Annotated in this window: 21 protein-coding genes; 14 read left to right on the top strand and 7 right to left on the bottom strand. The window is 73.4% G+C overall.

Features of this window, described 5'->3' with window-relative positions:
* Positions 1-32: 32 nt before the first annotated feature.
* The 5 genes from RM844_RS25980 to RM844_RS25960 form a co-directional block, all read right to left on the bottom strand.
* Positions 33-1040: an ABC transporter substrate-binding protein gene (locus tag RM844_RS25980; protein ID WP_311669818.1), complete on the bottom strand. Its 1008-nt coding sequence runs from the start codon at positions 1038-1040 to the stop codon at positions 33-35.
* Positions 1037-1804 (bottom strand): ABC transporter ATP-binding protein, encoded by a 768-nt coding sequence (locus tag RM844_RS25975; protein ID WP_311669817.1) that lies wholly within the window; start codon positions 1802-1804, stop codon positions 1037-1039. The genes RM844_RS25980 and RM844_RS25975 overlap by 4 nt, the downstream gene beginning before the upstream one ends.
* On the bottom strand, positions 1804-2748 hold the full coding sequence (locus tag RM844_RS25970; protein WP_311669816.1) for an ABC transporter permease: 945 nt from the start codon (positions 2746-2748) through the stop codon (positions 1804-1806). Before RM844_RS25970 ends, RM844_RS25975 begins: the two co-directional genes overlap by 1 nt.
* The gene (locus tag RM844_RS25965) at positions 2745-3566 is read right to left on the bottom strand and encodes an ABC transporter permease (RefSeq protein WP_311669815.1); all 822 of its coding nucleotides are present in this window, start codon (positions 3564-3566) and stop codon (positions 2745-2747) included. Before RM844_RS25965 ends, RM844_RS25970 begins: the two co-directional genes overlap by 4 nt.
* Positions 3567-3934: 368 nt before the next feature.
* Positions 3935-5029: a glycoside hydrolase family 5 protein gene (locus RM844_RS25960; RefSeq protein ID WP_311669814.1), complete on the bottom strand. Its 1095-nt coding sequence runs from the start codon at positions 5027-5029 to the stop codon at positions 3935-3937.
* Positions 5030-5281: 252 nt separating this feature from the next.
* Between RM844_RS25960 and RM844_RS25955 the strand changes: the two genes are divergently transcribed.
* Entirely contained in the window at positions 5282-5710 is a 429-nt protein-coding gene (locus tag RM844_RS25955; RefSeq protein ID WP_311669813.1) for a cold-shock protein, read from the top strand.
* Between the two features lie 287 nt (positions 5711-5997).
* The gene (locus tag RM844_RS25950) at positions 5998-6660 is read left to right on the top strand and encodes a lytic polysaccharide monooxygenase auxiliary activity family 9 protein (protein WP_311669812.1); all 663 of its coding nucleotides are present in this window, start codon (positions 5998-6000) and stop codon (positions 6658-6660) included.
* A gap of 129 nt (positions 6661-6789) precedes the next feature.
* On the opposite strand, the gene RM844_RS25945 is transcribed toward RM844_RS25950, so the two are convergent.
* Positions 6790-7512: an alpha/beta hydrolase gene (locus RM844_RS25945; RefSeq protein ID WP_311669811.1), complete on the bottom strand. Its 723-nt coding sequence runs from the start codon at positions 7510-7512 to the stop codon at positions 6790-6792.
* A gap of 243 nt (positions 7513-7755) precedes the next feature.
* On the opposite strand from RM844_RS25945, the gene RM844_RS25940 reads away from it, so the two are divergent.
* Positions 7756-8139: a VOC family protein gene (locus tag RM844_RS25940; RefSeq protein ID WP_311669810.1), complete on the top strand. Its 384-nt coding sequence runs from the start codon at positions 7756-7758 to the stop codon at positions 8137-8139.
* A complete protein-coding gene (locus RM844_RS25935; RefSeq protein ID WP_311669809.1) occupies positions 8105-9037 on the top strand; it encodes an aminoglycoside phosphotransferase family protein in 933 nt (310 codons plus the stop codon). Before RM844_RS25940 ends, RM844_RS25935 begins: the two co-directional genes overlap by 35 nt.
* A 52-nt stretch (positions 9038-9089) precedes the next feature.
* On the opposite strand, the gene RM844_RS25930 is transcribed toward RM844_RS25935, so the two are convergent.
* The gene (locus tag RM844_RS25930) at positions 9090-9677 is read right to left on the bottom strand and encodes a TetR/AcrR family transcriptional regulator (protein ID WP_311669808.1); all 588 of its coding nucleotides are present in this window, start codon (positions 9675-9677) and stop codon (positions 9090-9092) included.
* 170 nt (positions 9678-9847) lie between these two features.
* On the opposite strand from RM844_RS25930, the gene RM844_RS25925 reads away from it, so the two are divergent.
* From RM844_RS25925 to RM844_RS25880, 10 genes are all read left to right on the top strand, one after another.
* Positions 9848-11416 carry an MDR family MFS transporter gene (locus tag RM844_RS25925; protein ID WP_311669876.1) on the top strand — a complete coding sequence of 523 codons (1569 nt, stop codon included), beginning with the start codon at positions 9848-9850 and terminating at the stop codon, positions 11414-11416.
* A 235-nt stretch (positions 11417-11651) separates the two neighbouring features.
* Complete coding sequence (locus RM844_RS25920) at positions 11652-12719, top strand: iron-siderophore ABC transporter substrate-binding protein (RefSeq protein ID WP_311669807.1); 1068 nt, start codon at positions 11652-11654, stop codon at positions 12717-12719.
* A 25-nt stretch (positions 12720-12744) separates the two neighbouring features.
* Positions 12745-13785 carry a FecCD family ABC transporter permease gene (locus tag RM844_RS25915; RefSeq protein ID WP_394814596.1) on the top strand — a complete coding sequence of 347 codons (1041 nt, stop codon included), beginning with the start codon at positions 12745-12747 and terminating at the stop codon, positions 13783-13785.
* A 65-nt stretch (positions 13786-13850) separates the two neighbouring features.
* The gene (locus RM844_RS25910; RefSeq protein ID WP_311669874.1) at positions 13851-14867 is read left to right on the top strand and encodes a FecCD family ABC transporter permease; all 1017 of its coding nucleotides are present in this window, start codon (positions 13851-13853) and stop codon (positions 14865-14867) included.
* Positions 14846-15748, top strand: coding sequence for an ABC transporter ATP-binding protein (locus tag RM844_RS25905; protein ID WP_394814595.1), 903 nt, complete (start codon positions 14846-14848; stop codon positions 15746-15748). The genes RM844_RS25910 and RM844_RS25905 overlap by 22 nt, the downstream gene beginning before the upstream one ends.
* A 339-nt stretch (positions 15749-16087) precedes the next feature.
* Positions 16088-17470, top strand: coding sequence for an extracellular solute-binding protein (locus RM844_RS25900; RefSeq protein WP_311669806.1), 1383 nt, complete (start codon positions 16088-16090; stop codon positions 17468-17470).
* Entirely contained in the window at positions 17448-18386 is a 939-nt protein-coding gene (locus RM844_RS25895; RefSeq protein ID WP_311669805.1) for a carbohydrate ABC transporter permease, read from the top strand. The genes RM844_RS25900 and RM844_RS25895 overlap by 23 nt, the downstream gene beginning before the upstream one ends.
* Positions 18383-19267 (top strand): carbohydrate ABC transporter permease, encoded by an 885-nt coding sequence (locus RM844_RS25890; RefSeq protein WP_311669804.1) that lies wholly within the window; start codon positions 18383-18385, stop codon positions 19265-19267. The genes RM844_RS25895 and RM844_RS25890 overlap by 4 nt, the downstream gene beginning before the upstream one ends.
* Complete coding sequence (locus RM844_RS25885) at positions 19267-20355, top strand: ABC transporter ATP-binding protein (protein WP_311669803.1); 1089 nt, start codon at positions 19267-19269, stop codon at positions 20353-20355. The genes RM844_RS25890 and RM844_RS25885 overlap by 1 nt, the downstream gene beginning before the upstream one ends.
* Positions 20352-21566, top strand: a complete 1215-nt coding sequence (locus RM844_RS25880; RefSeq protein WP_311669802.1) for a CehA/McbA family metallohydrolase — start codon at positions 20352-20354, stop codon at positions 21564-21566. Before RM844_RS25885 ends, RM844_RS25880 begins: the two co-directional genes overlap by 4 nt.
* Positions 21567-21657 lie beyond the last annotated feature (91 nt).

The raw sequence follows: 21657 nt of genomic DNA, 5'->3' as shown, positions 1-21657 counted from the left end.
GCGGGGGGCGGGGCCGGCGTATCCGGGAGGGGTCAGTCCGCCACCGAGCGTTCGTAGTCGAGATCCGCCTCGGTGAGACCGATCTCGCGCATCACCGCGTGGATGGTCTCGATCGACTCCCGGTCGTTCCCGCCCCGCCAGACCGGCAGGTTCATCTGCCCGGCCAACTCCGGCGACAGGTCGCTGATCTCCGGCAGCGCCGCCCGGAACGCGTCCGGGTCCTCGGCCACCGACCGCGCCGTCCGCTCGACGCCGGCCCGGAACGCCGCCACCAGCTCGGGGTCGTCCGCCACCCGCTCCGAGGTCATCAGGTAGGTGCCGATCTGCAGCCCGGGGCGGGTGTTGACATACGGGCTGGCCAGCACGCGCAGCCCCTGGGAGCGGCCGATCGAGGCGAACGGCTCGATCAGCACGCCGGCGTCCACGTCCCCGCGCTGGATCGCCGCCGGGATGTCCGGCAGCGGCATCTCCACGAACCGGATGTCGTCGTTGGTCAGCCCGGCCTCGCTCAGCACCGAGTTGACCACCACGTCGTTGATGTTCTGCAGCGAGTTCACCGCGATCCGGGTGCCGTCCAGGTCCGCCGGCTCGGTGATCGGGCTGTCCTCCGGGACCACCAGCGAGGCGAAGTCGTCCGCCGGGTCCTCGGCGGTCGAGGTGCCGGCCGCCACCATCTGGATCGGCATCCGCCGCCCCATCGCGATCATCGCCGAGACCACGTTGGACCCGGCGACGTCGATGTCGCCGCTGAGCAGCGCCGGGATCACGCTGGCACCACCGCTGGACGGGCTCACCCGCAGGTCCACCCCCTCGTCGGCGAAGTACCCCTGGGCGACGCCGTACGCCAGGAACGAGGACGGCACGCCGGCCGTCTCCGAGACCACCAGGGTGTCGCCGTCCCCGCTGCCGGAGACGTTCGCGCCGGACAGGTCGCCCCCGTAGTCGCTGCAGGCCGCCGTGGTCAGCACCAGCAGCCCGGCGAGCGCGCCGGCCAGCGCGCCCGCGCGCGTCCGCCGCCGGGCCGGCCGCCGCCCGGTCACGCGGCGACCGCCCCACCGTCGATCGCGGCGAACAGCTCGCCACGCAGCCGGGCGAACTCCGGGTTCTCCTTGGTCCGCACCTGGTCCCTGGGCCGCGGCAGGTTGACCGTCACCTCGTGCCCCACGTTGGCCGGCGGGCGCAGCACCAGCACCCGGTCGGCGAGGTAGACCGCCTCGTCGATGTCGTGGGTCACGAACAGCACGGTGACCCCGTAGTGCTCCCACACCCGCAGCAGCAGGTCCTCAAGCCCCGACCTGGTCTGGGCGTCCACCGACGCGAACGGCTCGTCCATCAGCAGGATCTTGGGCCGGTAGGCCAGCGCCCTGGCGATCGCCACCCGCTGCTGCATCCCGCCGGAGAGCTGCCAGGGGAAGCGGTCGCCGCGGCCGGCCAGGCCCACCGCCTCCAGCGCCTCCTCGGTCAGCGCCGCCGCCTCCCGCCGCTCCACGCCCTTGTAGCGCAGCGGGAAGGCGATGTTGCGGCGGACCGACATCCAGGGCAGCAGCGAACGGCTGTAGTCCTGGAAGACGAAGGCCATGTCCTTGGGCGGGCCGGTGACCCGCTCGCCGCGCAGCGTGATCTCCCCCGAGGTGGAGGGGATCAGGCCGGACAGGCAGCGCAGCATGGTGGTCTTGCCGCAGCCGGACGAGCCCAGGATGCAGACGAACTCCTGGTCCGCCACGGTGAAGTTGAGGTCGGCGACGGCGGGCGCCGCGCTCGGGTCGGGGCCGTAGACCTTCCGCAGGTGGGAAACGTTGAGCATCAGACTTCTCCGTCGGACGAGGACGAGCGGGTGGCGGAACGGGCCGGCCGCTGGGCGGCCGTGGCGGCGGCCGGTGCGGTCTCGGTGGTCTCGGTGGTCTGAGGGACCGGGGCGGACCGGGCGGTCCCGGCGGCGGCCTTCGGGGACTTGGTGCGCCTGGCCGGACCGGCGGCCGGCGAGGACAGCCCCTTGAGGCCGAAGTGCCAGGCCAGCACCCGGCGTTCGAGGCGCTGGAAGAGCCAGTTGAGGACGTAGCCCAGCACGCCGAGCAGGATGATCCCGGTCCACATCTCCGGGATGGCGAAGGAGCGCTGCTGCTCCAGCACGAAGTAGCCCAGGCCGTTGCTGCTGGCCACCATCTCGGAGACCACCATCAGGATGATCGCGATGGCCAGCGAGGTGCGCATCCCGGCGAAGATCCGCGGCGCGGCCCCCGGCAGGATGATCCGCAGCACCCGGGCGCCCAGCGGGATGTGGTAGGCGCGCGCCATGTCCAGCTGCTGGGCGTCCACGCCGCGCACCCCGTCGATGGTGTTCAGCAATATCGGCCAGACCGCGCCCAGCACGATCACGAAGATCTTGGAGCTGTCGCCGGAGCCGAAGAGCAGCAGCGAGAAGGGGATCAGCGCCGGCGCCGGCAGCGCCCGCAGGAACTCCACCACCGGTTCGGCGGCGGTGCGCAGCATCCGGGACATGCCCAGCACCAGGCCGAGCGCCACCCCGACGGCCACCGAGGCCAGATAGCCGGCCGACATCCGCAGCAGCGAGGGCACCAGGTCGCTGCCCACCCGCTCGAAGAGCCACAGCTCGCGGAAGTACTGGAGGATCTCGCCCAGCGGCGGGAAGTAGAAGCTCTGGGCCTGCGCGGCCCACAGTCCGTAGCCGACCAACAGGGCGGCCGGCAGGGCCAGTTCCAACAGGAACCCGAGGGCACGGCGGTTCACTGGGCGACCTCCTGGCGCTGGGACGGGTGCCACCGCAGCAGCCGGCGCTCGATCGCCTGGAAGGCGATGTTGAGCAGCCAGCCGACCAGCCCGGTGACGATGATCAGGGCGTACATCCGGGGCAGGTTGGCGTTGGACTGGGCGACCACGATCGACTGCCCGAGCCCCGGCGCGCCCACCACCAGCTCGGCCGTCACCGCGAGCACCAGCGCGATGGCGGACGAGATCCGCAGGCCGGTGGCGATGTAGGGGGCGGCGCTCGGCAGCGTGACCCGGAAGAACCGGGCGGCCGGCGGCAGTCCGTAGGACCGGGCGGTGTCCCGCACCACCGGGTCCACGTCCTGCACCCCGTAGATCACCTGGAGCAGGATCGGCCAGAAGGTGACGAAGACGATCAGGAAGACCTTCATCTCCAGGCCGACGCCGTACACCAGCACCGCCAGCGGGATCAGCGCCACCGAGGGCACCGGCCGGCAGAACTCGATCACCACCCGGGCCAGCCGGTAGGCGGTCTGGTTCGACCCGAGCAGGATGCCGCACGGCACGGCCAGCAGGGTGGCCAGCGCCAGCCCCAGCGCCCAGCCGCTGAGCGTGCGGCCGATCTCCGTCCACAGCGGGTGGCCGGCGGCCAGCTTGAACAGCTCGGCGTAGGTGTCGGTGATGGGCGGGAACCAGTCGCGGGAGAGCAGTCCGGTGCGGGAGCACAGCTCCAGCACCGCGAGCACCACCAGCACCCCGGAGATCTTCAACCCGAGGTCCCGCACCCAGCGCTGACCGAAGAAGCGCGCCAAGCGACCGGAGCTTTCCGCCAGATGCATCCGAGCTGTCCCCTGCGGAGCGCTTGTGACCGTTGCAGCCCCTTCGAGGCTCATGACACGACAGAGGTAGTTTCGGACCAGCTCATGGCGACTCCTTTGTGCTTGAACGTGGGTGTCCTGCAAGTTACGACCTAATTCCGCCTACAGCAATACATCCGCTCGAACTTCCCTCTATAAGAAAAACCTGTGGTCCCGCGTCCGCCGCGGCACCCCGCGACCGACCCCGGCCCGCCGCCACGGCCACCGCGTTGAGCAGGCACGTTCCACCGGCAGCCGGCACAGCGAAGGGCCGGCCGGGTGGGGGAGCGCCCCCACCCGGCCGGCCCGGGTTCTGGTACCTTGCCGCCCGCCTCCGACGGGCCGGGGCGTCAGCCCCCGACGCGCTCGCTGATCCAGACGCCCGACTCCTTCAGCGATCCCGGGTCACCCCAGCTGCCCGCGGCGCAGGTGCCCGGCTGGAAGACGGCGCCGCTGCGCATGTCGTCCGAGTAGTTCCAGTTGATCCAGCTGATGTTCTTCTCCGCCAGCAGGTCGAGGTACCGCTGGGCGAAGGCGAAGTCGTGCCCGCCGTCCCCGGTGTACTCCTCGGTGCCGAACTCGGTGACGAAGATGGGCAGTTGGTCGGCCGCGCGGGCCAGCGTATCGATGTACCCCTCCTGGTGGGAGGCCGCGTAGAAGTGGAAGGTGTACATCACGTTCTCCGCGTTCACCGGGTTGGCGACGATCTCCGACTCGTCCGAGCCCTCCGAGACGCCCAGCGAGGACCAGCCCCGGGTGCCGACGATCACCACCGAGTCCGGGTCGCCGGCCCGCACCACCGGGATGACCTCCTCGGCGTAGCCGCGGATGCCCGCCCAGCTGACCCCGTTGGGCTCGTTGGCGATCTCGTAGATCAGGTTGTCCTGGTGGCCGTGCCGGGCGGTGATCTCGGTGAAGAACCGCTTGGCCAGCTCGGTGTTGACGTTGGGATCGCCGGGGGTCAGCATGTGCCAGTCCACCACCACGTACAGCCCGCGCGCGGTCGCCTGGTCGATGATCCGGCTGGCCACGTCGGTGAAGTAGGCCGGGTCGGTCTCGTAGCCGTCCTCCTGGACGTAGGTGGACACCCGGATCACGTTGGCGCCCCAGTCGTCGGCCAACACGTCGAGGGATGCCTCGGTCACGCAGTTCTCGTACCACTGGGTGCCGTGCGTGCTCATCCCGCGCAGCTGCACCGGCTCGCCGTTCTCGCCGCAGAGCGTGGTGCCGCACACCTCCAGCGCGCCGTGCTCCTGGAGCGGGGTGACGGCCTCGGCTTCGGGCGCGGCCTGTTCGCCGGCGGTGGCCAGCGAGGTGCCGGCCAGGGCGGTGCCGGCGGCCACCAGGCCGGCCAGCCACAGCCGGGCCGCGCGGGTTCGACGGGAACGGCGGCGCGCGCCGGCCGGCTCGGCGGCGGCCGGGTGGGGGGCGTGGGCTTCGGTCATGACCTTTTTCTCTCCGTTCGTGCCGGGGCGGGGCGGCCCCGGAGCGTGGGGGTGCGGGAGACGGACCGCCCTGAACGTAGGGTCACCGTGCGAAGCCGGTCAACCACTCGTGCCCGCCCGGGAGTTCCGGAACCACCGGCCGGCGGGCGGTCGGTGGCCCGTCGCCAGGCGGGTTCTTCTCCTCGCGCGGGCTTGGTAGTGTGCCGGGAGTATTGGCTGTTGAGCTAACTGGCTCTTGTGGTGAGGTGTGCTATGGCGCAGGGCAGGGTTGTTCGGTTTGACGACATTCGCGGTTACGGATTCATCATTCCCGACGCGGGTGGTGAAGACGTGTTCATGCACGCCAACGACCTGTTGGACGACAAGCATCTGTACCAGCCGGGGACCGTCGTCGAGTTCGAGGTCGCCGAGGGCGAGCGCGGGCCGAAGGCCTCGCTGGTGAGCGTGGTCAAGGAAGCGGCCACGGAGAGCGCGGCGGCCGTGCCCGCCCGGGCCGAGCAGTCGGCGCCCGCCGGCGTCGTCGAGGACGGGCTCTGCGACGTGCTCTCGCCGCGGGAGTTCCGTCAGGAGTTGACCGAGGCCCTGCTGGAGGGGGTGCCCAGCCTGACCGCCGCCCAGATCCTCCAGGTCCGGCAGGGTGTCGAGCGGCTGGCCCGCGGCCACGGCTGGCTGGCCTCCTGACCCTGTTCCGGCCGCGCCGACTTCGCGGTCCGCGCCCCCGCCCGGCCCCGGCCGGCCGGGGGCGCCGGCGTTTCCGGCCGGCCGGCGCCGGGTTTCCGCGGCCTTTTCCCCGGCCTTCGCCGAAGATCGGCCGGGCCGCCCGATCCTGATCAACTCACGGCACGGCCGGCGGAATTCGAGTGGTGAACGGTGTTTCCCTCCGGTGGCTCCCCGGGTACACTCGGCATGCTAATGGGAGCGCTCCCAAACCGGTAACCCCCATACCCGGAAAACGGAGTTCGCGCACTATGCAGTGGCATATACCCGCAAAACCAGTGACCGCCAGGATCGCCGCGCTGCTCGCCGCGGCCATGCTGTTTCTGATCCCCTGGACCGACACCGCGGCCGCGCACGGCTCGATCGTCGATCCGGCCTCCCGGAACTACAGCTGTTTCGACCGCTGGGGCTCCGACCACCTGAACCCGGACATGGCGCAGGAAGACCCCATGTGCTGGCAGGCGTGGCAGGACAACCCCAACGCCATGTGGAACTGGAACGGCCTGTACCGGGAGAACGTCGGCGGCAACCACCAGGGCGCCATCCCGGACGGCACCCTGTGCAGCGGCGGCAACACCGAGGGCGGCCGGTACGACTCGCTCGACGCCGTCGGGCCCTGGCACACCACGGACGTCGGCTCCGACTTCACCGTGGAGCTGTACGACCAGGCCAGCCACGGCGCCGACTACTTCCAGGTCTATGTGACCGAGGAGGGCTTCGACCCCAGCACCCAGCCGCTCACCTGGGGCGACCTGGAGCTGGTCGAGGAGACGGGCGCCTACCCGCCCGCGCAGAACATCTCCTTCGACGTGAGTGCCCCGGGCCGCAGCGGGCACCACGTGGTCTTCACCATCTGGCAGGCCTCGCACCTGGACCAGTCGTACTACCTGTGCAGTGACGTCAACTTCGGCTGATCGCGGACGACTTCGGCCGGGCTGACGGCAGCCCCCAGGCCCCGCCGGACACCAGCACGTCCGGCGGGGCTCTCCGCTGTCCGGCCGGGGCCGGCGTCGGCCCCGGCGTCGGGACCGGGAGCGGCCAGGTCAGCCGGCCGGGCGGGGTGCCGCGCCGTCCGGCAGCCAGCCGTGGCCGGCCAGCCAGTCCCGGCACAGCCCGGGCCAGGCCGCCACTCGCGGGGAGCCCTGGGCCAGGCCGAGGCCGTGCGCTCCGGACGGGAAGACGTGCAGTTCGTAGGGGATGTCCAGGCGGCCGAGCGCCTCGGCGTAGCGCAGGCTGTGCGAGACCGGGACCGCGTCGTCGTCGGCGGTGTGCCAGAGGAAGGCCGGCGGGGTGCCGGCGTGCACCCGGGTCTCGGCGCTGTTGGCCGCCAGCTCCTCCGGGCCGGGCGAGGGCCCGAGCAGGTTGTGCAGGCTGCCGGCCGGCGCGTCCACGGTCAGCGAGATCACCGGGTAGCAGAGCACGCTCAGGTTCGGCGGCTCGTCCGAGCCGGCCAGCGAGGCGGCCAGGTGGCCGCCGGCCGAGAAGCCGAGGACGGCCACCCGGTCCGGCACGACCCGGAAGCCCGGATGGTCGGCGGTGCGGATGTGCCGCAGCGCGGCCCGGCCGGCGTCCAGCGGCTCGGGGTGGCGGGCGGGGGCGACGGGGTAGCGCAGGACGAAGGCGTGCAGGCCGAGCCCGTTCAACCAGTCGGCGACCGGCTCCGCCTCGTGGTCGGCGAGCATCTCGTAGCCGCCACCTGGCAGGACCAGGACGGCGGGGGCGGGCGCCGGGCCGACGCCCGGCGCCGGATGGGACGACAGGTTCAACGGGGCTCAACTCCTGGGCTCAGCGGGGCTGGTCGGGGCCGGCCGGGTTCGGGGGCGACGGCCGGCGGGCGGTCGGCGGGGGCGGGGCCGTTCGGGCGCCAGGAGGTGGCGCCGGGAAGTGAGGATACGCACCCGCACTGACAACGGCCGGCCGCCGGCCGGCCGTGCGGCGCGGCGCCGGTAGCCGGTCACGGCGGGCGAAGTGGGTGGCGCCCCGGGGACACCGTGCGGCATGCTCGGGGCATGGTCTCGGTTCTGCGGAATGTGGCGATCGACTGCGCGGACGCCTATCAACTGGCCCGGTTCTGGAGCGAGGTGACGGGCGCCCCGCCGCACCCGGACGACCGGCCGGGCGACCCGGAGACCGAGGTGTCGCTGCCGGGCGGCCCGGTGCTCTACTTCCAGCAGGTGCCGGAGCCGAAGCAGGGCAAGAACCGGCTGCACCTCTGCCTCCGCCCGGAGACCTCGCGTGAGGTGGAGGTCGAGCGGCTGCTGGGTCTGGGCGCCGCCCTGGTGGCCGACCACCGGCAGCCCGACGGCACCGGCTGGGTGGTCCTGGCCGATCCCGAGGGCAACGAGTTCTGCGTCCTGCGTGGCGCGTCCGAGCGTGCCGCCGGCGCCGCCTGACCGCGGGCCCGAGCCGCCGGCGGGCCCGGCCGCCGACTGGCCCCGGGTGGCCAGGCTGGACGCCGAACGGGTCACCGAGGGGCTGTTCCGGGCGACCGGGGTGCGCCTCTTGGTGCTCGGGCCGTTCGCCGGCGGGCAGGTCGGGGCGGCGCGGGTGCGGTGGCCGGACGGCCGGCCGGCGGTGCTGAAGTGGCGTCCCGGGGTCGCCGTGGCCGCGTTCCGGAGGGGGCCGCTGGCCGTCCTCGAAGCGCTCCGGGCCACCGGCTACCCGGCGCCCGCGACCGAGTTGCTGGCCCGGGTGGACGACGCGGTGGTGATGGTGCAGGAGTTGCTGCCGGGCAGCGAGGTCGCCCGGCTGGACGGCGGGCTGTTGACGCGGGTGCTGGGCCTCAACGCGGCGCAGGCCGACGTCCTCGCCGGCCGGCCCGAGGTGCCGTCGGTCAACCTCCACCTGGCGGCGGACGGCCCCGGGTTCTGCCTGCACGAGCCGTTGCGCCGACACAGCCGCCGGTCGCTGGTCCTCGCGGACTGGATCGCCGAGGTGGCCGCGGAGCACCCGGACGACCTGCTGCCGGGGGACGACGCGGTGCACTTCGACTTCCACCCGGGCAACCTGCTGGCCGCCGGCGGCGCCCTGACCGGCGTCGTCGACTGGGACGGCGCGGCGCGTGGCGACCGCGCGCTGGACCTGGTCACCCTGCGTTTCGGCCTGCACGGTCAGGAGCCGGGCCCCGGGGTCGTCGACCGGCTGGACGCGGTGCTGGCCGGGCTGCCGGCGGGCACGCTGCGCCGCTGCTGGGCGCACATGAGCCTGCGGATGGTTGACTGGGCCATCCGGCACCACACGCCGTCCGACGTGGACCACTGGCTGGACCTGGCGGAGCGGCGTACCGGGTGACGTCCGGTGCGGACGGCGTCCGTCGGGGCGCCGGGGCTTACCCGACCGGGGCTTACTCGAAGGGCCGGGCGAACTCCGCGCCGATCTCCGTCAGGTAGTCCATCAGCTCGCCGGTGGCGTTCTCCTCGGCCCACTGGCGGGTGGCGATCCGCAGCGCGGTGAGGAAGGCGGCGGCGTACACCTGGGGGCGGATCCGTTCGGTGCCGGGGCGGCCGCCGATCGCCTCGACCAGGTCGCGTTCCAGGGCCACGTGGTTGCCCATCTGGCGGGCCAGCAGCGACGGGTGGCGCACCGCGAGCCGGCTGCGGACCTGGCGGGCGCGTTCCTCGGGGCTGTCGGCGCGGGCCGAGAGGGTGCCGGCGGCGGCGAGCAGCGCCGTCCAGGCCGGCTCATCGGGCGGGCGTTGGCGGAGGGTCTCGACCAGGGCCCTGGTCTGCTGCTCCTCGCCGAAGAGCAGGGCGTCGTCCTTGGAGGCGAAGTAGTTGGAGAAGGTCCGGCGGGAGACGCCGGCCGCGTCCGCGATGGCCTCGACCGTGACGTTCTCGATCCCGCGCTCGACGGTCAGGCGCAGCGCCGCCTCGTGCACCGCCTGCCGGGTGGCGGCCTTCTTGCGTTCACGCAGTCCCGTGATGCTCTCCATGGTTCCCAGATCCTACCCGGTGAGCAAAATTACCCACTGAGCAAAAATACCCAATGTGCATGTACAGTGAAACGGTCTGTGGCGGTCCGCCCGGCCGCCCGTCCCCTCGAACAATCCGCTGGAGGTCGCGCGTGAGCGCACACACCGCCGCGCCGTCACCGACCGCGCCGATGGACCACCGCCATGTCCTGCGGGCCATGAGCGGACTGCTGATCGTCCTGTTCATGGCGATGATCAGCTCCACCATCGTCTCGGTGGCGCTGCCGCAGATCATCGGCTCCCTGGACGGCACCCAGTCGCAGTACACCTGGGTGGTCACCGCCACCCTGCTGACCTCCACCGCGTCCACCCCGGTCTGGGGGAAGCTGGCGGACCTCTTCAGCAAGAAGCGGCTGCTCCAGATAGGCATCCTGATCTTCACCCTCTCCTCGCTGGCCTGCGGATTCGCGCAGAGCGCCGGGCAGCTGATCGGCTTCCGGGCGGTGCAGGGCCTCGGGCTCGGCGCGCTCCAGGTGCTGGTCCAGGTGGTGATCGCGGCCATGGTCAGCCCCAAGGAGCGCGGCCGGTACAACGGCTACCTCGGCGGGGTGATGGCGGTCGCCACGGTCGGCGGGCCGCTGCTCGGCGGCGCCATCACCGACGTGTCCTGGCTCGGCTGGCGCTGGTGCTTCTTCGTCGGCGTCCCGTTCACCCTGCTCGCGCTGGTGATGCTGAGCCGGACCCTGCACCTGGTCGAGACGCCCAGGCCGGAGACCCGGGTCGACTACCTGGGCGCCTCGCTGATCGCGGTCAGCGTGAGCCTGCTGCTGCTCTGGGTCACCTTCGTGGACACCGAGTTCGCCTGGATCTCCTGGCAGAGCGGTGCCATGGTCGGCGGCGCCGTGCTGCTCGGCACCGCGGCCGTGCTGGTGGAGGCGCGGGTGCGGGAGCCGATCGTGCCGCTGCACGTGGTGCGGCGGCGGGACCCGGCGCTGGCGATCGTGGCCAGCCTCGCGGTCGGCATGGCGATGTTCGGCGGCGCGGTCTTCCTCGGCCAGTACTTCCAGACCGGGCGCGGCTACAGCCCGACCGAGGCCGGTCTGCTGACCATCCCGATGATGACCGGGGTGCTGATCAGCGCGGCGGTCTCCGGCCGGCTGGTGTCCAGGACGGGGAAGGTCAAGCCGTACATCGTGGCCGGGGTGATCGCCCTCACCCTGGGCTTCCTGGTGCTGTCCACCATCGACCACCAGACCTCGCTGGTGCTGGTCGGGGCCGGGATGTTCCTGGTCGGCGTCGGCGTCGGGATGGCGATGCAGAACCTGCTGCTGGTGGTGCAGAACACCGTCTCGCTGCACGAGATCGGCGCGGCCAGCGGGGCGATCACCTTCTTCCGCTCGCTGGGCGGCACGATGGGCGTCTCGGTGCTGGGGGCGGTGCTGGCCCACCAGGTGAGCACCCGGATCGCGCAGGGGCTGGCCGCCGCCGGGATCGACCCGGCGGGCGGCGCGGCCGGCGGCTCCACGCTCAACATCGACGCCATGCCGCCGGCCGTCCGGGAGGTCGTGCAGGCCGCCTACGGCGACGCCACCGGCAACATCTTCCTGATCTCCGCCTCGATCGCGGTGGTCGGCCTGGTGGCGACGCTCTTCCTCACCCCGACGAAGCTGCGCGACAGTCTGGACCTGGCGCCGGCCGGGGCGGAGCCGGACGCGGACGCGGCGGCGGAGTCGGCGGAGCCGGCGGGCGTCAGGGGCTGAGCACCCCGTCGGACGCGGAACGGGCGGGCGCCGGTGGGGCGCTCGCCCGTTCGCGTGGCCAAGATGGGGGCGGCGTGGGGGAGTTGTGGTCGCCGGCTGGCGGCGGGCGGGCGTGTCCGGTGCCCGGCGGGGTAGTTGACCCGTGGGCCGGGGGTTCCCGCGCCGGGCGGCGACGGAGGGATGGTCTAAGCTTAGGCTTACCTAAGCTTCCCGTCCCTGACTCGAAGGAACGTCCATGCCGTCGACCTTCTCCCGCGCCGCGCGCCGCCAGCGCCTCACCCTGGCCGCCGCGGCCACCGCCGCCGCCCTGGTCCTCAGCGGCTGCTCGTCATCGGACGACGACGAGTCCGCCGACTCCACCGGCGGCTCGGCCGAGGGGAACGGCGACGCCGCGGCCTTCCCGGTGACCATCGAGAGCGCGCTCGGTGACGCGGAGATACCCGAGCAGCCGGAGCGGGTCATCACCCTGGGCCAGGGCTCCGCCGAGACCGCCATCGCCCTCGGCCACACCCCGGTCGGCGTCGAGTCCTACGAGTGGGGCGCGGACGAGACCGGCTACCTGCCCTGGGTCCACGAGGCGATCACCGAGAACGGCGACGAGCTGCCCGAGCTGATCGCCGGCGGCGAGAACCTCGACTTCGACACCATCCTGGAGCTGGAGCCCGACGTCATCCTGGCGCCCTGGTCCGGCATCACCCAGGACCAGTTCGACCTCCTCAACGACATCGCGCCCACCGTGGCCTACCCGGACCTGGCCTGGTCCACCAACTGGGACGAGCAGATCGAGCTGATCGCCACCGCGCTCGGCCAGCCCGACCAGGCCGGGGTGCTGATCCAGGACATCCAGGACCAGCTCGCCGAGGCCGCCGCCTCCCGCCCGGAGTACGAGGGCGTCACCTTCTCCTACATCTACAACACCGGCCCCGGCACCCTCGGTGTCTTCCTGCCGGAGGAGCAGCGGGTCGAGATGGTCACCTCGCTCGGCCTGACCGTGGACCCGGTGGTGGAGACCTTCGAGGAGGTCGAGGGCACCGACTCGGCGCTGATCGGCCTGGAGAACGGCGACCAACTCGCCGACAGCGACCTGATCTTCACCTTCTACAGCGACGAGGCCAACCGCGAGGAGATCGAGGCCCAGCCGCTCTACTCCGCCATCCCGGCGATCGAGCGCGGCGGCGTGGTCTACGGCGACGAGAACCCGTTCGTCACCGCCTCCTCGATGATCAACCCGCTGACCGTGCCGTGGAGCATCGACCGCTACCTGCCGATGATCGACGAGGCCCTCGCCACCCTCGACAACTGACCCTGGCGAGCCCACGACGCGCGCGATGACCGCGATCACCCGCCCGTCCACGCCGAGCGACACCGCCCCCCGCCGGGCCGGTGTCGCTCGGCTGGTCGGGCTCACCCTCGGTGGCCTGTCGGCCCTGGCCCTGGCGATGCTGGCCAGCATCGTCTTCGGCAGCAAGACGACCTCGTTCGGCGACGTCCTGGCCACCCTCAGGGGCGACGCCGACCCCTACATCGCGACGGTGGTGGAGAGCCGCTACCCGCGTACCGTGCTGGGGTTGCTGGCCGGCGTCTGCCTGGCCGTCGCCGGCACCCTGATGCAGGGCATCACCCGCAACCCGCTGGCCGACCCCGGCCTGCTGGGGGTGAACGCCGGCGCCTCCGCCGGGGTGGTCACGGCCACCGCCTTCCTGGGCGCCGGCGGCCAGGCCGGCGCGGTCTGGTGGGCGCTGCCCGGGGCGCTGCTCGCCGGGCTGCTGGTCTACGCCGTCGGCTCGGCCGGGGCCGCCACCGGGCTGGTGCGGCTGGTGCTGGCCGGCGCGGTGGTCTCCGCCGTGCTGACCGCCTACATCCAGCTGGTGACCCTCAGCAAGCCCACGGTCTTCGACAGCTACCGCTACTGGGTGGTGGGCGCGCTCGGCGGCCGGAGCTTCGAGGTCTTCGTCTCGGTGCTGCCGTTCGCCGTGGTCGGCCTGGTGCTGGCCGCGCTGGTGGCCGGCGGCCTCAACGCCCTGGCGCTGGGTGACGACTCGGCCCACGCGCTGGGCGCCAACCCGACGCTGACCCGGGCCGGCGGGCTGGTCGCGGCCACCGTGCTGTGCGCGGCGGCCACCGCGGCCGTCGGCCCGATCGCCTTCGTCGGCCTGGCCGTGCCGCACATCGTGCGGGCCCTGGTCGGCATCGACTTCCGGCTGCAGCTGCTCTTCTCCGCGCTGCTGGGGCCGACCCTGCTGCTGCTGGCCGACGTGCTCGGCCGCGTGGTGATGCGCCCGTCCGAGCTGATGGTGGGCGTGGTGACCGCGTTCGTCGGCGCGCCGGTGCTGCTCTACGCGGTGCGCCGGATGAGGGGGACCGCGTGACCCAGACCACCGATCGCCGGCCGGCGCCGCCGGCCGACCGGGCCGCCGGCGGCCGGCCGACCGGCATGGTCGTGGTCGGCCGCTGGCTGGCGCTGCCGCTGAGCCGGGCCGCGCTGCTGGCCGCCGCCGGCACCGTGCTGGTGCTGTGCGCCGCCGCCGTCGCCACCCTGACCATGGGGCGGCTCGGCATCCCGCTCGGCGAGCTGCCCAGCGCGCTGACCGGTGGCGCCGAGGGCAAGGAGCTCTTCGTGCTGGACCGGCTGCGCGGCCCCCGGCTGGTGGTGGCCATCGCGGCCGGCGCCGCGTTCGGGGTCTCCGGCGCGCTCTTCCAGTCCGTCACCCGCAACCCGCTGGGCAGCCCCGACGTGATCGGCCTCGGCGCCGGCGCGGGCGCCGGCGCCGCCGTGGTCGCGCTGAAGATGCCGGGCAGCGTGCCGGTCTCGGTCGGCGCGCTGGTCGGCGCCGCGACGGCCATCGCCCTGGTGTACTTCGCCACCGGCAGCGGCTTCCGCGACCCGGGCCGGCTGATCATCGCCGGCATCGGGGTGGCCGCCATCGCCGTCGCCATCACCCAGTACGTGGTGTACGCGGTGGAACGCGAGCGGGCCACCGCGCTGACCGCCTACGTCAACGGCTCGCTGGCCGCCAAGTCCTGGGACGACGCCCGGGAGATCGGGCTGGCCCTGCTGGTGCTGCTGCCGCTGGCGCTGCTGCTGGGCCGCCGGTTGGAGACCGGCGAGATGGGCGACGAGATCGCCGGCGCGCTGGGCGCCGAGCCGAAGCGGACCAGGACCCAGGCGGTGCTGCTCTCGGTGCTGCTGTCGGCGGCGGCCATCAGCGTCGCCGGGCCGATCGCGTTCATCGCGCTCACCGCGCCGCAGATCGCCCGCCGGCTGACCGGCGGCACCGGCGCGCACCTGGTGCTGTCGGCGCTGCTCGGCTCGACCCTGCTGGTCCTCGCCGACCTGGCCGCCCAGCAACTCCCCATGGACGACATGCCGGTGGGGATCTACACGATGGCCATCGGCGGTATCTACCTCGGCTACCTGCTGACCCGAGAATGGCGGAAGGGGCACCTGTGAGCACCGAAGAGCGGGCCACCGCGGCTCCCACACCCGAACCCGCGCGGCCGGCGCCGGCCGGTGGGAAGGGGCTGAGCGCCCGGGAGTTGACCATCTCCTACGGGGGCGGCACCCCCGTGGTGCGGGACCTCACCATCGACCTGCCGCACGGCGGGCTGACGATGATCATCGGGCCCAACGGCTGCGGCAAGTCCACCCTGGTCAAGGCGTTGGCCCGGGCCATCAGGCCGGACGCGGGCAGCGTCCTGCTCAACGGCGCCGACCTGCGCTCCTACCGGGGCCGGGCGGTGGCCAGGGAGGTCGCGCTGCTGCCGCAGAGCCCGCTGGCCCCCGAGGGGATCACGGTCCGCGGCCTGGTGCGCCGCGGCCGCTACCCGCACCACACGCTGCTGCGCCAGTGGTCGCCCGAGGACGACACGGCGATCGCCTTCGCGCTGGACCGCACCGGGCTGACCGAGCTGGCCGGGGCCCGGGTCAGCGAGCTGTCGGGCGGACAGCGGCAGCGGGTGTGGATCGCCATGGTGCTGGCCCAGCAGACCGAACTGCTGCTGCTGGACGAGCCCACCACCTACCTCGACGTCGCCCACCAGTACGAACTGCTGGAGCTGTGCGCCGAGTTGCACCGGGAGGGCCGCACCATCGTGGCGGTGCTGCACGACCTCAACCAGGCCGCCAGGTTCGCCACCCACCTGGTGGTGATGCACCGCGGCGAGGTGGTCGCGCAGGGGCCGCCGGCCGAGGTGCTCACCGCCGACCTGGTCGCCGACGTCTTCGGGCTGCCCTGCGACATCGTGCCCGACCCGCAGACCCGCACCCCGATGGTGGTCCCGCACGCCAGACACCCGGTCACCGACCCGGGACGGCTGCTGGTCACCGACTGACCGCCGGGACCCGGGCCCGGCCCCCGTCCGTACGCCGTGGGGTCGCCGGCGCCGGCAGCCGGGCGTCCCGGAAAGCCACCGGGGCGCCCGGCGCCCTCCCGCGCGCCCGCCGGGCCGGCGCCCCGCCCACCCTGCCGGCGCGCACCGGACGCTTCGCGCTGCCGCCGTGCGCCAAGCCCCGGGTGACGGTCCGTCACCCCACGCGGGGCCTCGGCGCGGCCCGGGTGACGGTGAGTCAGCGAACCCGTGGATTGCCCGGAAACCCCGCCCCGGCGACCCTTTTCCTCCCCCGGGTGCTGTGCCACTCTCCCCGAGCGAACCTCACGAGGGGATGACGCAATGCGAGTGCAGACCAACCGGCTCGTCGCGCTCACCGGCGCACTGGCCCTGGCCCTGACCGTCACCGCCTGCGGCTCGAACGGGGACGGCGACGGGGACACCGTCCACCTGACCGTCGGCATGAACGCCATCGCCGGCGGCAAGAACACCACCGAGGCCGAGTGGGTCGAGGAGTGGGTGATCCCCGAGTTCGAGGCCGCCCAGGCGGCCCGCGGCGTCTCGGTCGAGGTCACCTTCGAGCCCAGCGGCGTCGACGACGAGCAGTACAAGTCCCGGCTGGCCCTCGACCTCCAGTCCGGCACCGGACCCGACATCTACACCCTGGACGGCATCTGGCTGGGCGAGTTCGCCCAGGCCGGCTACGTACGGCCGCTGGCCGACACCGGCCAGGCCGCCACCGACTGGGACGGCTGGGCGCAGATCCCGGACGCCGTCCAGCGGTTGGCCACCTTCGACGGCGAGCGCTACGGCGTCCCCGCCGGCACCGACGGCCGGGTGCTCTTCTACCATCGGCGGCTGTTCGCCGAGGCCGGGCTGCCGGCCGACTGGCAGCCCACCAGCTGGGCCGAGATCCTCGCCGCCGGCGAGGCGCTCGCCCGGCTGGACGGCGTGACCCCGATCCAGCTCAACGCGGGCACCGCGATGGGCGAGGCCACCACCATGCAGGGCGTGCTGCCGCTGCTGGCCGGCACCGGCGAGTCGATCCACACCGAGGACGGCCGGTGGACCGGCGCCAGCCCCGGCCTGGAGCGGGTCCTCGGCCTCTACGCCGACGTCTACCAGGCCGGCCTGGGCGACCCCCGGCTGCAACAGGAGGCGCAGGGCCGGGACAAGTCCTTCGAGGAGTTCGCCCGGGGCGAGATCGGCATCCTGCTGGAGAGCGACTACTTCTGGCGCGGCGTGGTCAACCCGGTCACCGGCGTCGCGCCGATGGCCGACCGCGACGAGACCGTCGGCTACGCCCTGGTCCCCGCCGCCGAACCCGGCGCCGGACCCGCCGGCGCCGACTTCGTCAGCACCTCGGGCGGCAACGTCAGGGTGCTCAGCTCGGCCACCGAACACCCGGAGCTGGCGTGGGAGTTGCTCGCCTTCATGCACTCGGCCGAGGCGGTCACCGCGTTTGTCGGCGACGAGCCGCGGATCACCGCCAGATCGGACGTCAACGAGCGGGTGCTGGGCGACGACCCGATGCTGACCTTCGTCAACGAGCGGGTGCTGCCCGTCACCTCCTACCGGCCCGCGCTGGAGGTCTACCCCCGGGTCTCCGTGCTGCTCCAGGAGGCCACCGCCGCCGTGGTGGGCGGCACCGACCCGGCGCGGGCCGCCGCCGACTACCGGGACGGCCTGGAGGAGGTCGTGGATGGCGACGACATCACCCCCTGACCCGGGCGCCGAGGCGGCCGCCGGACACCGGGTGGAGCGGGACGCCGCCGGCCTCGGCCGGGCCCGGGCGGCGGCCTTTCTGGTCCCCGCCCTGCTGCTGATCGCCGGCTTCCTGGTCCTCCCCGCGCTGTGGACCGTCTACCTGGGCCTGACCGACTACCGGCTCACCGGCCTGGCCGCCGTCGACCCCCAGCTGGTCGGCCTGGACAACTACGAACGGGCCCTGGACGACGACGGGTTCGCCAACTCCCTCGGCCTGACCCTGCAGTTCGTCATCGGCTCGGCGGTGATCGGCCAGGCCGGGCTCGGCTTCGCCATCGCCTGGGTGCTGCGGAACCGGCGCGGCGCGGGCCGCCGGCTGATCGAGGCGATGGTGCTGCTGGCCTGGATCCTGCCCAGCTCGGTCATCGCCTTCCTGTGGATCGCGCTCCTGGACCGCGACGACGGCACCCTCAACGCGCTGCTCAACACCCCGGGCACCGCCTGGCTGTTGGAACACCCGATGCTCACCATCATCGTCTTCAACATCTGGCGCGGCACCGCCTTCTCGATGATGCTCTACGCCGCCGCCCTGGGGAACGTGCCGCCCTCCCAGCTGGAGACCGCCCGGCTGGCCGGCGCCTCGTCCTGGCAGCAGCTGCGCGACGTGGTGCTGCCCCGGATCAGGGGGCACGTGCTGACCAACCTCCTGCTGATCAGCCTCTGGACGTTCAACGACTTCACCCCGTTCCTGCTGACCGGCGGCGGCCCCGAGGACCGCACCGAGATCCTGCCGGTCTTCGTCTACCAGACCGCCCTCTTCGGCGGCGAACTCGGCTTCGGCGCCGCCATCTCGGTGCTGATGCTGCTGATCAACCTGGTCATCGCCGTGGTCTACGCCCGGCTGCTGCGGCGGCGGAAGGACCAGGACCGATGACCCGGACCCCGCCCGAGACCCACCCGGCGCCCGCCGCCGACCGGCACACCGCGGGGCTGGCCGCCGCCCGCCGGCACCTGCGCACCGTCGGCCGCTACACCTTCTGCTCGCTGCTGCTGGCCTTCTTCGCCCTGCCGCTGCTCTGGCTGGCCGGCGCCCCCTTCGACGACACCCCCGGCGTCACCGCCGCGCTGCCGTCCTTCACCCTCGCCAACTTCGAGACCCTGCTGGACAACCGCTACGCGCTCCGCTCGCTGGGCAACTCCACCGTGCTGGCCGCCGGCACCGCCGTCCTCGTGGTGGTCTGCTCGGCGCTGGCCGCCTACGCCCTCAGCCGGGTACGGCTGCCCGGCCGGGACGCGCTGCTCTACCTCCTGCTGCTGCTCTCCTCCATCGTCACCGGCACCGCCGCGATGGTGCCGCTCTTCAACCTGGCCTACGAACTGGACCTCATCGACTCCCGGTTGGGCGTCATCCTGGTGCTCAGCGGTGGCCTGCTGCCCAGTGCCGTCTTCATCCTCAAGGACTTCATGGACGGCACCCCGCGCTCCTACGAGGAGTCCGCCCGGGTCTTCGGCGCCAGCCCGCTCCAGGTGCTGCGGCACGTGGTGGTGCCACTGGTCAGGCCCGGTCTCGCCACCATCGCGCTCTGGTCCTTCGCCCAGGTCTGGGGCAACTTCCTGATCCCGTTCCTGCTGCTGCGCTCCCCGGAGAAGTCCCCGGCGGCCGTGGTGATGTACACCTTCTACACCGAGGGCGGCCAGCCCGACCTGGCCCTGATCGCCACCTTCTCGCTGCTCTACTCGGTGCCGGTGGTACTGCTCTTCCTGCTGGTCAGCTCCCGTTACGGGTTCCGGTTCCACGGAGGGATCAAACGCTGATGGCCGACATCACCCTGGCCGCCCTGAGCAAGGTCTACCCCGGCGGCACCCGCGCCCTGGACGCCGTCGACCTGACCGTCGCCGACGGCGAGTTCTTCGCCCTGCTCGGCCCCTCCGGCTGCGGCAAGACCACCCTGCTGCGCACCCTCGCCGGCCTGGAGACCGCCACCGCCGGCCGGGTCACCATCGGCGGCACCGACGTCACCGACCTGCCGCCCGGCCGGCGGGACGTCGCGATGGTCTTCCAGGACTACGCGCTCTTCCCGCACATGACCGTCACCGACAACATCGCCTACCCGCTGCGGATCAGAAAGGTCCCCGCCGGCCGGCGCCGCGCCAAGGCCACCGAGACGGCCGGCGCCCTCGGCCTCGCCGACCACCTCACCCGCCGCCCCGACCAGCTCTCCGGCGGCCAGCAGCAACGGGTCGCGCTGGCCCGGGCGATGGCCTGTCACCCGCGCGCCTTCCTCTTCGACGAGCCGCTCTCCAACCTCGACGCCCGGATGCGCCTCGAGGCGCGCACCTTCCTCAAACGACTCCAGCGGGAGCTGGGCGTGACCACCGTCTTCGTCACCCACGACCAGGCCGAGGCGCTCGCCCTGGCCGACCGGATCGCCGTGATGGAACACGGCCGCATCCGCCAACTCGGCCCGCCGACCGAGGTGTTCCGCCGCCCCGCCAACACCTTCGTGGCCTCCTTCATCGGCTCGACCCCGATGAACCTGCTCACCGGCCGCGCCACCGGCGGCACCGTCGAGGTCGCCGGCCAGCCCCTGCCCACCCCCGCCGGCCTCGCCCTGACCGAGGGCGAGACGCTGACCTACGGCATCCGGCCCGAGTACCTCCGCTACCGCCCCGCCCCCGCCCCCGCCCCCGGCGCGCTGACCGGCGAGGTGCGCGTCGTGGAGAGCCTCGGCAGCGCCCAACTGGTCACCCTCGACGGCCCGGCCGGCCCGGTCCAGGTGGTGGTGGACGAGGACACCGAGATCACCCTCGGCACCACCGGCCACGCGCTGCCCCGCGCCGACCGCGCCCTGGTCTACCGGGACGGCACGCTGCTCACCCCGACCCCGCCGCAGGCGCCATGACCGGCACCGACACCGTCCACGCCGGCCGCTGGACCCTCGCCGACCGGCTGGACGCGCCGCTCCGCGCCCTCCCCTACCCGGTGCCGCCCGGCACCGCCGCGATCACCGTCGAGCTGGACTACCCGCGCGCCGCCGGCGTGCTCGACCTGGGCGCGCTCGGCCCCGCCGGCTACCGCGGCTGGTCCGGCGGCGCGCGCGACGGCTACACCATCGCCGCCGACCTGGCCACCCCCGGCTACCTGCCGGGCGAGCCCGAACCGGGGGAGTGGCAGGTGCTGCTGCGCCTGCACCGCGTGCCGCCCGAGGGGCTGCCCTACCGACTGCGTATCCGCACCACCCGCACCCGCCCGACCCCGCCCCCCGCCCCCACGGCGCCCCCGGTACCGCCCCGGCCACCGCGCCGCCCACTGCCCTACCTCGACGGACTGCGCTGGCTGGCCGGGGACTGCCACAGCCACACCGTGCACAGCGACGGCACCCTCACCCCCGCCGAACTGGCCGCCCTGGCCGCCGGCCGGGGCCTGGACTTCCTCGCCGTCACCGACCACAACACCACCAGCCACCACCCCGAACTCCCGTCCCTCGCCGCCCACTACGGCCTCACCCTGCTCCCCGGGCAGGAGGTCACCACCGACACCGGCCACGCCAACGCGCTGGGCGACATCGGCTGGGTCGACTTCCGCCGCCCCGCCGACGACTGGGTGGTCCACGCCGCCCGGCACGGCGGGCTGCTCGTCGTCAACCACCCGGTGGCCGGCGACTGCGCCTGGCGCCAACCGCTCACCGCCCGACCCCGGCACGTCGAGGTCTGGCACTCCAGCTGGGCCGACCGCCGCTGGGGCGCCCCCCTGTCCTGGGCGGCGGCCTGGCGGCCCGACACGATCGCGCTGGGCGGCAGCGACTTCCACCGGCCCGGCGCGGACGCCCTCCCCGGCCGCCCCACCACCTGGGCGCTGGCCGAACACGCCGGCCCCGACGCGGTGCTGGCGGCGCTGGCCGCCGGCCGGGTCGCCGTCTCCGCCGGCCCCCGCGCCCCGCTGCTGCTGCGCCACGGCGACGAACTGCTGGCGCTGGACGCCGAGGGCACCGTGCTGGTCCGCGCGGACGGCACCCGCCGGCTGGTCCCCGGCCCCCGCGCCCGCCTACCGGCCACCCCCGGCCCGCACCGCCTGGAGACCCACCAGAACGAGGTCCTCGCCCTCTGCCACTGACCGCCCCAGCCAGGCCGACCCGCCGTCCCGCCTCGCCGGCAACCCCGGCCGGAGCGGCGGGCCCTGGCGGTCCGTGCGCGGCGCGCCCCCG

Origin of the sequence: Streptomyces chisholmiae (genome assembly GCF_031845445.1) — a bacterium.
Classification (GTDB): domain Bacteria; phylum Actinomycetota; class Actinomycetes; order Streptomycetales; family Streptomycetaceae; genus Streptomyces; species Streptomyces chisholmiae.
This window is presented reverse-complemented; position numbering and strand designations above follow the sequence as displayed.